This window comes from Bradyrhizobium sp. 35 (genome assembly GCF_023073215.1).
GTDB classification, from domain to species: Bacteria; Pseudomonadota; Alphaproteobacteria; order Rhizobiales; family Xanthobacteraceae; genus Bradyrhizobium; species Bradyrhizobium canariense_D.
The window spans coordinates 24,774-39,104 of record NZ_JADPJC010000011.1; the positions used below are offsets into that span (position 1 = coordinate 24,774).

Genomic DNA, 14,331 nt, shown 5'->3' on the forward strand with positions numbered 1-14,331 from the left:
ATGAGCTTTTGATCCTCGGGAGCGGCCTGAGGAAGAGTCCTCCGGACGCGAGTTGCGGATATTGCGCCGACTACGTATGCGGTCTGGCGCTGCTCTGATTGCGGCTGTTGGTTGCTGTGCTGCAAGTGTGGAGAGACGTGCGATGATGGACTAAGCAGCGGAGAGGGGTCGTAAGCTGGGTAATTTGGCGGATTGGAGCTCGATGCCTCGAACTCCCCCACTCCGAAAGAGCTTGGCTGATTTGCACTGTCAGCTCGCGAGTGGGCTGACGGTACGCCTCGGCAAACGTTTGCGGTGTTCCAACTTGCGCCTGGCAACGGAGCTAGATGATCCGCCGCGTTCGAACGTTTCGCCGCAGCAAAGCTTGGCGGGGATTTGGAGGAGAGATCCTCCAATGGTTGCCGGTACTCACGAAGCGCCATCAGAGCCGGGCCAAGCTTTATCTTTTCGAACTCTGGTGCAGTCTGCATAGCGTGAGCGGCCAACGCGCTGTGATCGAATGCAGCGATCGTTTGCCCTCGCGGTGCGAGGTCCTGCGACAATCTGCGAAGAACCCGAGCATAGCACTCTGCGGTTCCCGGTTCCCATCTCCGGCGCCTAGCAGCTTGCTTGATCGCCTCGTCAATGAGCATCTCGTCATGCTCCGAGGGGAGTACTCGCCTGAGAGGAGGTGGAGCACCGGGCTCACGATGATGACGCAGCCAGTGCAGCGCGGACCTCATGTGCTTGTCACTCGCGAAGAACAGTTTGACGCAATCGACCAGCGCGTCGTGTTTGAAAGCAGCAATCCTTATGCCGACCGCCCACGGCTAGCCGGCGATAAAGCTGCTCCTTCGCCATCAGGAATGCTGACGACGATTGACGATGATCGGTTACATGAACGCAATTGCCAGTTTTGCCACCCAGTTCGGCGAGCACTTCGCAAGCTCAGCGGATGGACTCGGTGGGGTCTGGTCGCTGATATCGCAGACTTCTTACAGGGGCGCTCCTAAACTTCTAAGTCCACCAACCACAACCGACTGCACCCGCACCCTTGGGCGGTCCGCTCCTTAGATCCACAGATCAGAGATCCCTCTCCTTCAGCGGCGCGACTTTCCAGGCACGCACCAAATTGTCGCATTTCTCGAGCTCCCGATATGCCTTACGTGCGGCGTTGTGGGCTTCCTCACGCGCCTGCTTGGCTTGTTCGCTTTCCGACAGTGCCTCATCAAGGCGCCGCTCAAGCAGCCGTTCGTGCTCGCGCAGTGAGATCACCTTCGCCTTCGCCTCCTCAAGATCGTTGAGAGCGACCTTTTTTCCGATCAGCGAACCGTATATCTCGCATTCCAGACGAGGCCGTTCTTGCCGCCATGTGCGAAGGATTGTCCTTGCCCCTTCGATAGCGGCATCGGATTTCTCGATGGCTGACTGCCGCACTCGTAGAGTCTCATCGGCCCGGCGGCGCCGCAATTTCCTCAACTCAAGCAATTGATGTACGGCCTCGGGAGTTATTCCAGGCACGTGGCAAGCTCATGAAGCATTGCGTCGAAGCTAATTTGTTCATATCTCGGCTGTCGCAGGAAGGTCCTTATGTTCTCTATCTTGGCGATTGCGGCATCAGCGTGCGGATCGGCTCCTTCTTTGTATTCGCCGACCCGTATCAATAGCTCCACCTCCTGGTATTTAGCTAGCAGCGCCCGCAGCTGACCTGCTAACTTCTCATGCCGCGACGACACGATAGTGCTCATGACACGACTGACGCTTGCCAGAACATCGATAGCAGGATAGTGGTTCGACATCGCCAAGGTGCGTGAGAGCACAATGTGGCCATCCAGGATGGAACGGATTTCATCGGCCAAGGGGTCGGTGAGGTCATCGCCCTCAACGAGCACGGTGTAAAACGCGGTTATCGATCCGCGCTCGTTGTTGCCGGCGCGTTCAACGAGCTGCGGCAATTTTGCAAAGACCGAAGGCGGGAAACCTCGCAGGGTGGCCGGTTCGCCGGCCGCCAAACCAATCTGCCTCTGTGCGCGCGCAAAGCGCGTAACCGAATCCATGAGAAGCAGCACACGCTGTCCCCGATCTCGATACCATTCTGCGATCGCCGTCGCCACGTAGGCCGCCTTCACCCTTTCCATCGCGGAACGATCGGAGGTCGCAACGACAAGAACTGATCTACGTCGGGCTTTTGAGCCGAGATCGTGTTCGATGAACTCCTTCACCTCTCGGCCACGCTCGCCAATCAGCGCTATCACTGTCACGTCGACCGCCGCGCTACGCACCAGCATCGACAGTAGTGTGCTCTTGCCGCCGCCCGCTGCGGCAAAGATGCCCATGCGCTGTCCTTCCCCGCACGTCAAAAGACCATCGATCGCCCGTATGCCGACTGGAAGAGCGCGATCAATTGTGCGCCGGGTCAAGGGACCCGGTGCCTCGCTTTGGACTGGCACGCGGGTTTCTGGAAGCAGGGGCCCATGAGTGGATGTGTCGAGAGGGCGGCCGAGACCGTCAAGCACCCGGCCAAGCAGGTTCCAGCCCGCGGGCACGGTGAGGGGCTCTCCCATCGGGATCACCTCAGTGAGGGTAGAGAGTCCCTGTATTTCGCCAAGCGGTGTTAGAATGGCGATGTCGTGCTGGAACCCGATGACTTCCGCGGACAATTCGCAGTTGTTCTCGGGATTGCGGAGCGTGCACAGGTCGCCTATGCGGGCGCCAGGTGCGGTTGCACGGATGATTGTCCCGACGATTTGAAGGACTCGGCCGCGGACGCTCATTGCCGACGTCTGCGCCACCACCGTGTGAGCAAGCTGGAACAAGCGATCGATTCCGTCGTGCGAAGAATGAATGGCGGTGACTGCCGTTGGCTGCTCGGGTCGCTCGGAAATCACGTTGCAGAGGCCTTTAGGCTGCTGCGCAGGCCGGCTTCGATCGCCGCTAATTGGCTTTCGATCGTGGCGTCGACCAGTCCAGCATCAGTCTCAAGGATGCATCCGGCATCTTTGACGCGCGGATCAGAAATCAGTTCGACGACGGCGCGCGACGTCGCCGTCGAGAGCAGTTCGTTCAATTCTCTGCGAACCGTCTCGACATGCGCCGGTGCCACGCGTAAGCGGACGAGGGAGCTATGACCCGTGAATTTGAGGCTACTCAAAGCGATCTGCACCGCCGCATCATCCGGCGCGATGGTATCGATTAGCCGACGTGCGATCTGTAGGCCCATGTCGACAATCCGCTCTTGATTCTCCTCCATGATCCGCAGAGACGCCACGGCGATCGCGGTCAAACGTTGTTCGATGGTCGCTTGCGCCGCTATCAGCGCGGCTTCCTTGGTTGCCGTCTCGATCATCCCTGCGTTTTCGCGCGCCTCATCCACCAGCGCGTCCGCATCGCGTCGCGCCTGAGCGAGCAATTGCTCCGCGTCGACGATCCTCTGTGCGTTTTCCGCCGGCAGGACTCGCCCTGGGCCCAGGATGCGGACCCTGCCAGACGTCAGTTGAACCAATGCGACCATGTTGGCATCTTTTTGCCGGCCAGGCGCCGCATCGCACGAAAGGCATCTTCGCCAGCACTGTCGTCACGGCAGGCGTCCGCCACCACCATCCAGATCGCTGCAGGTCGGCGCAATCGTAGTCGGGCGCGCAGCCCATGTGGGATGGCGCCTATCGCAAGGCCGAACATCGCCGCACCGCGGTAGAGGAATGCATTAGGCCCAGCCGGCATCTCGGAAGCGCTAACCGCGGACATCAGTTCGGCGGTCGGTCGCGGTAGCAAGGCCGCATGCGAAACGAATGCCAAAGCCTCTTCTCCGAGAACGGCGCGTGCCGCCAAAACATCGGCTGTCCGAAGAAGGCCGATGAGGCTGGACACGCCGGTCCAAGCTCCAGCGAAGCAGATAAGGCGTGCAGCGTCCGGCGTCGGCAGAAATGCGAGCCGGCTTCGTGGTGCGTTGCCGGCCGAAATAATCGCCGACGCTTCACCACCTTGGCCACGAAGCAGCCAACGTCCAAGCTTGACGCGAATAAACGGGTCGGACTGAGCAAGGTCCAGAGGCATCCATTCGGGCCAATCGGTTGCTATTGTATCATCGAAATCGGCCGCAGGATCGGCGATGCAGCGCATCATCGCTCCCGCCCACGACGTATCAAGCCATTCATCCTGGATTGTTGCTGAGCTCATTGCGAGCACAGTCGGATTGTTCGCTTCGCCGAAGTTCATGACGCTGCCATACCGTTCCTATCGCTAAAGCGCCGCCGCCATATGAGACAGACGAGCACTGCGTTGCCAATCAGCGATGCCGCCATGCCGCCGACGAGGCCGATCAAGAGGCGCGATGAGTCGCCACGTTCGAACGCTCCGGCAGTCATTTCCGTTCGGCGAAGCGTGGTATTGTCCTGATTTGCCTCCACAAGGGCAACTGAGACCCGATCATAGGACAGGCCCTTCAAGCTATTTGCGACCAGCTCCTTGATCTTCGGCACGACCTGATCGATCGGGGCACCGGGCTTGTAACGGACGAGCACAGCGGCAGTTGGCGGGGCGGGTGGACTACGATCGTCACTCGCGCTTTCCGGCAACACCGCGTGGACTCGGGCATTGAGCACGCCGTCGATACTGGACAGAGTCTGCGAAAGCTCCTGTGTGACGCCATAAATGTAGCGCACACGCTCTTCTGTGTCCGATGAGATCATCCGGTCCTTCTTGAAGAGAGTGCCCATATCGGCGAAATGATCGCGAGGCCAGCCGGCGCTGTCCAACACAGCCATGGCACGCGGCACGTCTTCTGTTGGCACCACGAGCGAGGTCGTGCCGCCGGTTTCGGCCGTCCGTTCCGCGTGGATGCCTTGCCGCATAAGCAATGCAAGCATTTCATTGGCCTCGCGCGCTGAAAGGTTGCGATAGAGCTCAATCTTCGATCCGCAGCCGACCAGCGTGAATAGCACCAGAAGTGCCACCGCCCGCTTCAATACAAACACCACGCCCCGCGTCACCGTGGCTCATTGGCCGCTCAGGAAAGTGTTAAGAGTGTGGGTCGCCTTCCCAACCACCTTGGTCACGATGTCGTATTGCAGGCCCATAGCTGACAGCTGGACCTGCGCATCGAGCCATTCAGCCGAGCGGATGCTCCCCGCGTTCATGGCTTCGGCGGCCCTGTGCACGCCTTGCATGGATTCTGCAAAACCGGCGCTCAGTTTTTCCATGCCACTGAGGATATCATCGGATAGGCGAGGAACGAGCGCCCCCCCTCCCTCCTCCGTCAGCTCGCCTCCAGCCATGATCAGCGGTTCGTCAGCTCGCTGCGATGGCACAGGCGGCTCGAGTGCGGCTCGAAACGCCTCGACGTATTCAGCCGATACTTTCGATGTGACTGGCATCTCGACCGCCAAAAAGGCTGGCCCTGTTTGCGGGAGGATACTACCTACGCTGCTCATTAGATGTCCTTTCCTGCGGTATGGGCTGGCTAGGTCTGGCCCAAGGCTGTGAGGAACCCCTCGAGGCCGGGCTGGCCGCTTGGCAGGCTCCTGAGCACAGTATCGCGTTCGCTTAGGCGTCCATTAAGCCCAAGAGCCAGCGCCTGAAACGCCATCCCATATGCATCATTCGCCTTGGCAAGAGGATCGAGGCGTTCCAGCGCTGCTGCAACATCGCCTGCCGTCAGATCTGCAACCGCATAAGCAATGACACACTCCCGGCTGCCCGGCGCAACGACCTCAAGTCCCTTCGCAATCCGCCTCGCCCTCACCACGTCGTTCGTGACACAAGCCAAGAACGCCGCCTCGGTGAGACGTCGCAGCAGGCCGGAGCGACTGTCGGGTGTCGCACAAGTCGACAACAAAGACATACATACCGAATCCCTGTCCCTAACCAAGCCATGTGTCGTTTGCCGATCATCCATGTCATATCCTGCCACCGACCTCCGCCGGGAAAACATCGCGCCTGAGCTCCGAAAGTGCGCACGCTCGCAACACGTGCCGCGACCAAGCACTCATTTCGCCACCACATAACGAGACCGTCTGCCGAGTGGCGTTGCGCGCTGCAAGCGATCTATTCTCACAATGATCTAATTCGGCGTCTCGCTCGGCGCCAATACAATACGGGCATGGAGTCATAACGGTAGCCTATGGATAGTGGCGCCCTCCGCCAGCCGCTCGGTCCGGCACGAAGTGTGAGCTGCTCGCGGCGTTTCGTCCAAGGCGACTGCAGAACCCAATCCGCCGTCAATGCGATCCTCATCGTTACCTGCTTAAGGCCAAAAATGCGTACTACACGGCGACGAGTTCGTGCCGAACGGCTGTTTAACGCAACGACACGTACTTCAGGGCTAGCCCGCCGTCTCAAGCGCTCGCACCGAGACGCACCGATCCATACCGGGCGCCTATGCCTCCATAGCGATCAAGTATTTTGCGCCATGCGCCGCCTCTAGTAGTGACGTGCGGAGGCGTTGATCCAACCGGGACACGGGGGAATGCCATTAGGCCAGTTGCGGGAAAGTTCTCGTCGTGAGGAGAAAGGGGATTCTGGCACATCTTATCATCGGCAGCAGACGATGCCTGTCGGTGGCCTTGAGCGCTCGCTCCTGAGAGCAGGTCGTTGCCCCTTTGAGCGGGGCTGGTGGCGCAAGCGGTTTCGAATCCTGCAAGCGCTACAGTGCGTTGCCAAGGAGACCGTCTGGGAGGAGCAATGAACCTCGATAACACGATGGAGGCTGCGCGACAGACCATCGCACAGATGGATAGTCTCTTGACGCGGGCTCGCGAACAACTTGGCCGTAGTGCTTGCCCGTTGGGCGACACCACTATGAGTGCCGCTTCAATTTCTGCATTTGTCGCCGATCAGGACGAAGCGTTTCAAAGGGCGTATGCGGACGAGCAGGCGGCGCTCAGTCACATCCTGCCAGCCCCCCAATCAATGTCGCATGTTCCAAGCACCAAGCCGTCTCAACGGAGTGTGACATGATGAGGATGGCGGACGGTGAGCTATTGAATGGTGGTGATGCGACAGACACCGAGCGGCTGGCACAGCTCGCCATCGACTTCGTGGCAGGGCCCGCGGACCTAGCTAGCGTCATTGGGATCACGGACGATGAGCTTGAGGCCCTATATGTATTTGGCCATCGCTACTATTCTTGCGGCAAGTACGAAGAGGCGCGGAATTTCTTTCGCTTCTTGTGCCTACACCGGCACATCGACGCACGATTCTGGTTTGGTCTGGCTGCTAGTAGTCAGATGCTTGGGGACCCAGAGAACGCCATGCACGCCTACCGGCTGGCCAGGCTCCTGGATAGTGAGAACCCGCAGATCCCGCTTCGAGCTGCGGAATGCTTCATCAAACTAAATCATCCCACAGCGGCCATCACCGCACTCGAAAATGCCTTGGCGCTGAGTGTCGGAAGGCCCGAACACAAGGCTTTGGCCGGGCGTGGGCTGATGATGCTTAATCGCCTCAAATCCCAACTAGGGTCCAGCCATGGATAGAGTGAACATGAGGGCTTTGACGAGCAAAACACTCCCTGAAGTCGGGTCGCTGCCATTCAGTGCCTCCGCCACCGGTCTGTCGGGCAATGACCGCAAGACCGACGCCAACCTGTTGCTGCAACCGGTTTCCGGAGAGGCTGTCGCGTCAGGTTCGATTCCAAGCTTACCAGCACCACGTGCATTCGATGCGATTGACCTCCTTGCCACGTTTCTGGCTCTGAAGACCAAGATGACGGATGGACAGGTCGCAGCCGGAATAGAGGACGCGCGACACTGGGGAGAGCAGCAAAGGCAGTTGCACGAGAAAACCGCTAAAAGCATCATTGAAGCGGCAAAAAGATTGGCAGAAGCAAAGAAGAGCTCCGGCATCATGAAGTTCTTCGGATGGCTGGCGGTCGGATTGACGGTCCTGGCTGCCGTCGCCACTGGCGGAACTCTTGCAGTCATGGCGGCGGCAGTGAGCGTTGGAGTGGCGACTCTCATCGAGACGGGGGTCATCGATAGGATGACCGCGGCAATTGTGAAGAGTCTCGAGAAAGACGGAATCGAGGGCGGCAAGGCCAAAACCTCGGGCGCGCTCATCACGTTTGGCATCATATTTGCTATCTCGGTGCTAACGGTCGGCGCCGGCTTCGTTAATGGAGCTGCGAGTGGATTGCGGATCACCGCCTTGATACCGTCTAGCTCTGTCAAGGCTGTTCAGATAGGCCAGAGAGTTTCGACGGCGGCTCGAGTCGGCGAGGCAGTGGCATCGCTGGGCCAGGCTGGCGCCGGTACCGCCAATGGCATCCAACAGAAGGAGGCAACGGACGCCCAAGCGGAAACGTTGGACATTAGCAAGTGCATTGCAGGATTGAGAGCACTGCAAAACGATGAAATGGACTTCATCAAGCAGTTGCTTCTCGACAGGACGATGACCACACAGAGGGTTGCCGAGGCGATTGAGAGGCAGAGTGACTCCAACGCCAATCTCGTAAGGCACTTCGCCTGACAGGCTGCGTGGGGCCACTTATCGAACTTGAGGAATGTAGCTATGGTATTTGCGATCGAGCGTGAAACGACCGTTGGCGGGTGCGACCTGTTGGATCCTGCCTCGCATCAACAATTTCCGCGCGTGCCGAGCTCTGCTACGGTCCGCGGCAGAAACGCGCCAGAAGGCGAGATCACTCGCCCTCTTACAGATCCCGTTGAGGGGGCGCGGGGTTGGGGATCGGTTGGTGTACCGAATTTCGCGGACGTTGTGATCCACGAGAAGCTTTCCAACATCCAGGTCAAGCTGAAGGACTTTGCTACGGGGAACGACATATCAGCAGTCGCCGCGCTCATCGTTCGGCTCAATGCGGAGTTCCGCAAGGCGGCGAGGTCGGACCGGTCGGCTGCGCTTAACGTCGAGATCGCTGCGCAGGAAGCCGCAGCCAAGGCGCTTCGTAATTCAGGACTATGCCAGTTGTTCGGCGCAATAGCCATTTCTGGCGGCGCGATGTTAGGCGCCGGTGTGAACCTCAAGGGTGCTCGCCAGATTCAGGCGCGCTTCGACGAGCTGTACAAGGCCAAGATCCAGACGCCGCTCCCGAAGTCTAGTGTGGAGACGCCCCCGAACAGCCCTTCATGTCGAACGCAGCGCTTAGACAAACCGGAAGGCGGGCCGGAGCTCTACGACACGCCTCACGGCAAAGCGCAATCTACCCGAGCTCCGGAGCGCGAGGCGCGGCCCTCGGAAGACAACATCGAGATGACACGTCTGGATGGGGGCACATCATCGAGCAGAGGCAATACACCTGGCGACCCACTTAGGCTGGACGCGCCCGATAGCACGACGGACCCTCTTGAGTTTACGCGCGCTGTCCAGGCACAGACAGCAGCCCAGCAGGCGTCGATGAGATGGAATGGCATGGTCACAATCGCAACAGAAGCCTTTAAGCTTCCGGGAGCCGGCCTGAACATGGGCGCGACGCACTACCAGGAGGAGAAGGCGAAGCTAGAGGCGGACGGCACCAAGGCGCGGGCGCAGATGGAGGACGAGAGTGAATTCATGGCAAGCTATGAGACGGTGATTCAGGACTTTCTGGGCAAGCTTGCTGAAATTCGTCGTGCCGATACCGAGGCGAGAAGCAAGATCGTCAATATGGCTTGAGTGCAATGCACGTTCGACGACAAACGTCTGAGCTTTGAGAATGGCGTAAGATGATCAATGCAATTTCTGGATACCAGCCCTATGCGTCGGCCAACAGCGTAGGAAATGTTCTCCCGGGTGGCCTGCCTTTGTGCTCGATCATGATGCTGGTTCTGATGGAACGGCATGACATCTACCTGAATCACGTCCGATCCGAATACGACGATATGCAAGCGCGAAACAATTTGCTGAAGGATATGAATAAGGCATTGGCGGCCCTGCGGGCCAATCGCCCGACCGATGAAAAGACGGCTAAGGACTACGGCACCTTCGTCGATTCGCAGGGCAAGACCCAGGATGTGTTTGAATGGATGCGCCAAAAAGGCATTCCCATCGAGGCAACTGAGGACCAGCAGAAAAGGAGTTTAACTTGGGGCGTAAACCTCAATAGCCATAGGTTCGAACTTATGTTCGACGACACGCAAAATGGCGGCAAGAGAGGTGTGCAGCCTCAATTCGATGCTGCCATCCAGAATCTTAAGGCATCGATTGACGGTGCCAACAGCGAAGGACAGATGGCGTTGATTTACCTGCAGGGGCTGCTGGATAAGCTCAATCAGGTTGCTGAACTGATGTCCAACCTTCTTTCGAAAGATCAAAAGATCAAGGAGATGATTATTGGCAACTCTCGTTGAGAGGCCGCACCAACAAGTAGTGCAACGGGGTCGTCATCCCTGTTCTGCCCGACTGTCCTCACAGTCGCAATGAGCGCGGGCGCGGCGCTGGATGGAAAGTTGGATGGATGCGCATTCTTTCGCGGGAACGCTACTTCCTCAATGTCTAACAGGATTTTGCTAACCCTCCTTTGTCTGCTACTCACCCAATGTGCCGGCTCCGACCCGATTGCTGAACGCGGTGTTCTGCTGTCTTCGCCAAGCGTCCGCTGGCATGCGTCGGAGCCCTCCCTCTCGGCGGGGAAACCGCAAGCACGTAGCTTTGAACTGCTGGCACAGCCGCCGACTCGGCCGGTCACCGCCTCGGTGGAGCGGCGGCTGCCGGTCACCTCCGATAGCACTCGCGTGAGCCTCGACTACGCAAATGCCGATATTCGGCAAGTTGTGATTGACGTCGTGGGCGAGATTATGAGCATGCCCGTCATCATCGATCCGGGCGTTGGGGGAAAAATGACACTTCGGACCTCGGGCAAAATCCCCGTGAGTGATGTGCCGCGATTGCTCGACCAAGCGCTAGCACCGTACGGCTACGGACTGGCCGTGGTTGACCGCGGAGTTCGGGTGGGGCGCTTGGTCGACCTCGCCGGCGGAGTACGAAGCGATGTTCAAGTGATTCCCGTTCGCTATGTCGATCCAGCCGACGTCATCAAGGTGATCCGACCAAACGTCGAGGAGAGCGTGCGTCTGACACCCGCGCCGGGAGAACAAGGTATTGCCATCAGTGGGCCGCCCGGCTCGGTGAGTTCCGTGCGCGAACTCATCGGTTTACTTGACACCGATGCTATGGCTCACAAATCCTTTGCGCTATATACGCTGGCTCAGGCGAGTCCGGCCGCGGTAGAGCGAGAACTCAGTTTCTTGTTCAACCAGAATGACCAGGGCAGAGTGCGCGTTCGGCTTGCGCCACTCGAGCGGCTGAACGGCATTCTTGTGGTAGCGGACGACCCTGCGGTACTTCAGCAAGTTCGTCGGGTTATCGCCAAGCTGGATAAGACGTCGGCGGCGGCGGCAAACGTTCACGTGCGTCCACTTCGGTACCGAAGGGCTACGGAAGTGGCGCAGGTACTAGCACGAATCTTTGGCGCTCAGCCGCCCAGTGCCGTATCTCGCGCGCAGCCCGCGGGAGCGTTTGGAAAGTTGTCAATCGGAAGCGCATCCGATCGATCGAGTTTGCCCCTAAACGTTCCCGGCCTGTCGGACGAAAGATCAGATGCGGCCGCGTCAACAACGCAAGCAAAGGACGATGCGGTGGTCTCCGCAGTCAGTCTTGGCCTGTCGGCGCCGGTCCGGATCCAGGCGGATCCCAGCCAAAATGCACTCGTGATCTTAGCAACGCCGAACGACGACAAAATCATCGAAACCGCAGTTCATCGGCTTGACGTCAAGCCGCGGCAGGTCCTGATCCAGGTCATTGTCGCGGAGGTGCGGTTGAGCGATCATTTGCGATACGGTGTCGACTATCTTCTCTCCTCTCTGGATTTGGGTGCCGTTCCACAAGGTGGTTTGTCCTATGTGTTCCCAAATAGGGATGTCAACGTTGTGCTACGCGCGCTAAGTGGCCTCGGGGACGTCAAGGTCGTATCGGCGCCACGTATTCTCACAGTTGACAACCAAACCGCGACAATTGAAGTGGGCGATCAGGTTCCGGTCCTCACGCGATCCTCACAATCCACGCTAAGCCAGAGTTCATCAATCGTGAGCGACGTCGAACTGCGCGACACGGGGGTCATTTTGGCTGTAACACCTCGCATCGGCGCCGGGGGTAGCGTGACGCTCGACACCTTTCAGGAGGTCAGTACGGCGAACAAGAACACACTGACCAACGTCCAATCCCCGGTCATTTCGGTACGTCGCCTCCAAAGCACCGTATCGACACGAAACGGTGATACGATCGCGATCGGCGGTTTGATGCAGGATAGCACCAACCGGATGGATTCTGGGGCTCCCGTGCTGAAGGACATTCCGTTGTTGGGGCCTCTATTCGGCAGCACGGAGCACGCCAAGGACCGAACCGAGCTCTTGGTGTTACTGAATCCTCGGGTGGTTGAGAGTGGCGCCGATGCGCGGGCTTTGACTGAGGAACTGCGGGAGAAGTTCGAATCGCTAGCCCCCGATCTCGGCCGGCACCTGACGCCCCAACGTGGGCGTCGTTCTCAGGCCACGGCTTTGGGGGCTTGGGCGCGGTAGGCGCAGGACAGAAACTGTACGATGTCGCGGTTGGGATGTCCGTTGGTGACCTTAATCAGGACGTCAGAGTTACGCAAGCGGATCGACATCGTTAAGCTTGCAGGTCTCGACCTGGGACGCGACGACAGTCCAGTGTTCGGTCCCACCGCCGGATCCGGCAAGCGGCGCGTTTCAAAACGACTCGTCATTATAGATACTAGGCAAGAGTTCCATGGATTCGCAAATGGAGAACCAATATCCTGGTTTGCTGCAGATAATTACAATTGGGGTAACGTGGAAAAGCCTGCTGACATTATTCCCGCGAAGGAGACAAAGAAGCTCGCAAAACTACCGACTAAATTTCCTTCTGGTCTGACCATAGAATCCGGGAGTGTCGTAAAGGGAAAGGCTTCTTCGGCGCCTCCAAAGGCTCTCGACTTCGGTAAAGTGAAAATAGAAACGGAAGAGGAATTAGTTAAAAGAAAGGGTGCGGCGTATCTGCGCATTCCGACACCAGATCATGCGCGCCCCACCGATGCTGAAATAGATAAACTTGTATCGGAGTTGCGAAACGTCGCTCATACGGGTGATGTTCATTTGCATGTTCATTGCCGGAGCGGCATGGGGCGTACAACGCTGCTGATGACCCTGGCAGACATGTTGCACAATTCCGACAAAGTGCAATGTGCACAGATCATAGAACGCCAGGTAAGAAGCGGATGCCATTTCCTGGACGGAATGGCTCGCTTTAAAAGCACATCATGAGCATCAGATGTTCGATACATCCAGTTCCGGTATGCCGCCGACCGCGCCTCCCGGCAATAGGATGCCGTGAAATGGACCCCGCGTGGCGGGACCGCTTGAACCGGCTTCTTAGTTGGAAGCTGACCGCTCTATGTTGAAAGCCATTCACCTTGGGAAAGCTAGGTCGCGTTGACGGCTCTAATCCAGAGCATCGCAGCGGCGATGTGTTCGCCGTCAGGGCTTGTGAGACAAATTGAACGGTTTTGCGGAGGGGTAGGATTTCTGGTTCACCGTAGCCGCCAAGAGCGAAGATGAAGCAGAAACCCGGACCGCGCAAAGCGCCGGCAGAACAAGTGGTAAAGGACATTCGGCGCCAGACACGCGGGCAGTATTCAGCTGAAGAGAAGACCCGGTTGGAAGGGCTGCGGGGCGAGGAGAATATTCCCGAGCTGTGCCGGCGCGAGGGCATTGCCGCCTCAATGTACTATGGCTGGTCCAAGGAGTTCCTCGAAGGCGGTGAGCGTCGTCTGGCGGAGCGTCTGGATGTGGTGCCGGCGAAGTTCCGTGTGATCGTCACGCGTCGTCCGAAGTACGCCTTCAGGAACGCGGACGGCGTCGTCAGGCGCCGGCGCCGGCCCATATCATTGAAGGAGGCATTCCGACGGAAGCGCGCCTTTCGACTCCGTACGGATCGGACACTTCGCTTCGATTAAGCTCAGCCACCAAAAAGATGGACCACGCCTCATCCGGGATCGGGGATACTCCGGACGAGCGGTCGCACTGCAAGCCATCGTGAACTGATCATAGCCATCCGGTAACCGCTTCGCTTGCAAGCATCATTGCTTTCCACGCACACGAGACGCCGGGACACTAACCGGCCCATCTGTCAAACGGCGCGACTGTTTCCAGTCAAGCCTCTGAATCGAAAATCGAGTCCATCTTAGTCGGCCAGCACTCCAAACATAACATGGCCTGCGTCTCACCAGACAAGCACGCCGCGAAGACCCTTGCCAGTCACGGGACGTCATGCCGATCAGCCGAATGTGTGAGTGACCTCCGAAAATCGCACAGGTCTCTGCTCATTCAAATCGGCCATCGGACGCTGAGCATGTTGTTCCTGAAA

Annotated in this window: 14 protein-coding genes and 2 pseudogenes; 8 read left to right on the top strand and 8 right to left on the bottom strand. The window is 58.4% G+C overall.

The window, feature by feature from the left end; genetic code table 11:
* Positions 1–1,062: 1,062 nt before the first annotated feature.
* From IVB36_RS01730 to IVB36_RS01760, 7 genes are all read right to left on the bottom strand, one after another.
* Positions 1,063–1,500 carry a YscO family type III secretion system apparatus protein gene (locus tag IVB36_RS01730; protein WP_346658360.1) on the bottom strand — a complete coding sequence of 146 codons (438 nt, stop codon included), beginning with the start codon at positions 1,498–1,500 and terminating at the stop codon, positions 1,063–1,065.
* A complete protein-coding gene (gene sctN / locus IVB36_RS01735; RefSeq protein WP_256467212.1) occupies positions 1,488–2,795 on the bottom strand; it encodes a type III secretion system ATPase SctN in 1,308 nt (435 codons plus the stop codon). The genes IVB36_RS01730 and sctN overlap by 13 nt, the downstream gene beginning before the upstream one ends.
* A gap of 68 nt (positions 2,796–2,863) precedes the next feature.
* On the bottom strand, positions 2,864–3,490 hold the full coding sequence (locus IVB36_RS01740; RefSeq protein WP_247390366.1) for a FliH/SctL family protein: 627 nt from the start codon (positions 3,488–3,490) through the stop codon (positions 2,864–2,866).
* Positions 3,469–4,194 (bottom strand): hypothetical protein, encoded by a 726-nt coding sequence (locus IVB36_RS01745; RefSeq protein ID WP_247390367.1) that lies wholly within the window; start codon positions 4,192–4,194, stop codon positions 3,469–3,471. The genes IVB36_RS01740 and IVB36_RS01745 overlap by 22 nt, the downstream gene beginning before the upstream one ends.
* On the bottom strand, positions 4,191–4,967 hold the full coding sequence (sctJ, locus tag IVB36_RS01750) for a type III secretion inner membrane ring lipoprotein SctJ (RefSeq protein WP_247390368.1): 777 nt from the start codon (positions 4,965–4,967) through the stop codon (positions 4,191–4,193). The genes IVB36_RS01745 and sctJ overlap by 4 nt, the downstream gene beginning before the upstream one ends.
* A gap of 6 nt (positions 4,968–4,973) precedes the next feature.
* Positions 4,974–5,351 carry an EscI/YscI/HrpB family type III secretion system inner rod protein gene (locus IVB36_RS01755; protein WP_247390369.1) on the bottom strand — a complete coding sequence of 126 codons (378 nt, stop codon included), beginning with the start codon at positions 5,349–5,351 and terminating at the stop codon, positions 4,974–4,976.
* Between the two features lie 86 nt (positions 5,352–5,437).
* On the bottom strand, positions 5,438–5,818 hold the full coding sequence (locus tag IVB36_RS01760) for a hypothetical protein (protein WP_247390371.1): 381 nt from the start codon (positions 5,816–5,818) through the stop codon (positions 5,438–5,440).
* A gap of 839 nt (positions 5,819–6,657) precedes the next feature.
* On the opposite strand from IVB36_RS01760, the gene IVB36_RS01765 reads away from it, so the two are divergent.
* The 6 genes from IVB36_RS01765 (at position 6,658) to IVB36_RS01790 (ending at position 12,485) form a co-directional block, all read left to right on the top strand.
* On the top strand, positions 6,658–6,933 hold the full coding sequence (locus IVB36_RS01765; RefSeq protein ID WP_247334012.1) for a hypothetical protein: 276 nt from the start codon (positions 6,658–6,660) through the stop codon (positions 6,931–6,933).
* Positions 6,930–7,451: a SycD/LcrH family type III secretion system chaperone gene (locus tag IVB36_RS01770; RefSeq protein ID WP_247390373.1), complete on the top strand. Its 522-nt coding sequence runs from the start codon at positions 6,930–6,932 to the stop codon at positions 7,449–7,451. The genes IVB36_RS01765 and IVB36_RS01770 overlap by 4 nt, the downstream gene beginning before the upstream one ends.
* A 7-nt stretch (positions 7,452–7,458) precedes the next feature.
* Positions 7,459–8,442 (top strand): hypothetical protein, encoded by a 984-nt coding sequence (locus IVB36_RS01775; RefSeq protein WP_247390375.1) that lies wholly within the window; start codon positions 7,459–7,461, stop codon positions 8,440–8,442.
* Between the two features lie 42 nt (positions 8,443–8,484).
* Positions 8,485–9,585, top strand: coding sequence for a hypothetical protein (locus tag IVB36_RS01780; RefSeq protein WP_247390377.1), 1,101 nt, complete (start codon positions 8,485–8,487; stop codon positions 9,583–9,585).
* Positions 9,586–9,635: 50 nt separating this feature from the next.
* Positions 9,636–10,259, top strand: coding sequence for a hypothetical protein (locus IVB36_RS01785; RefSeq protein ID WP_247390379.1), 624 nt, complete (start codon positions 9,636–9,638; stop codon positions 10,257–10,259).
* A gap of 384 nt (positions 10,260–10,643) precedes the next feature.
* Positions 10,644–12,485: a secretin N-terminal domain-containing protein gene (locus tag IVB36_RS01790; protein ID WP_247390381.1), complete on the top strand. Its 1,842-nt coding sequence runs from the start codon at positions 10,644–10,646 to the stop codon at positions 12,483–12,485.
* Here IVB36_RS01790 and IVB36_RS01795 read toward each other — a convergent pair.
* Positions 12,452–12,656 (bottom strand): annotated as a pseudogene (locus IVB36_RS01795) (transposase domain-containing protein); the annotation flags it as partial. The gene IVB36_RS01790 and the pseudogene IVB36_RS01795 sit on opposite strands and share 34 nt — an antisense overlap.
* Here IVB36_RS01795 and IVB36_RS01800 point away from each other — a divergent pair.
* Positions 12,618–13,229, top strand: a complete 612-nt coding sequence (locus tag IVB36_RS01800) for a hypothetical protein (RefSeq protein WP_247390420.1) — start codon at positions 12,618–12,620, stop codon at positions 13,227–13,229. The pseudogene IVB36_RS01795 and the gene IVB36_RS01800 sit on opposite strands and share 39 nt — an antisense overlap.
* Before the next feature lie 290 nt (positions 13,230–13,519).
* Positions 13,520–13,884, top strand: a pseudogene (locus IVB36_RS01805) (IS66 family transposase zinc-finger binding domain-containing protein); the annotation flags it as partial.
* Between the last annotated feature and the right edge of the window lie 447 nt (positions 13,885–14,331).

Bases quoted from the DNA above. Each gene is read 5' to 3' on its own strand.
- IVB36_RS01740 (WP_247390366.1), bottom strand. From the start codon at position 3,490: ATGGTCGCATTGGTTCAACTGACGTCTGGCAGGGTCCGCATCCTGGGC.
- IVB36_RS01745 (WP_247390367.1), bottom strand. From the start codon at position 4,194: ATGAACTTCGGCGAAGCGAACAATCCGACTGTGCTCGCAATGAGCTCA.
- IVB36_RS01755 (WP_247390369.1), bottom strand. From the start codon at position 5,351: ATGCCAGTCACATCGAAAGTATCGGCTGAATACGTCGAGGCGTTTCGA.
- IVB36_RS01760 (WP_247390371.1), bottom strand. From the start codon at position 5,818: ATGTCTTTGTTGTCGACTTGTGCGACACCCGACAGTCGCTCCGGCCTG.
- IVB36_RS01765 (WP_247334012.1), top strand. From the start codon at position 6,658: ATGAACCTCGATAACACGATGGAGGCTGCGCGACAGACCATCGCACAG.
- IVB36_RS01770 (WP_247390373.1), top strand. From the start codon at position 6,930: ATGATGAGGATGGCGGACGGTGAGCTATTGAATGGTGGTGATGCGACA.
- IVB36_RS01775 (WP_247390375.1), top strand. From the start codon at position 7,459: ATGAGGGCTTTGACGAGCAAAACACTCCCTGAAGTCGGGTCGCTGCCA.
- IVB36_RS01780 (WP_247390377.1), top strand. From the start codon at position 8,485: ATGGTATTTGCGATCGAGCGTGAAACGACCGTTGGCGGGTGCGACCTG.
- IVB36_RS01785 (WP_247390379.1), top strand. From the start codon at position 9,636: ATGATCAATGCAATTTCTGGATACCAGCCCTATGCGTCGGCCAACAGC.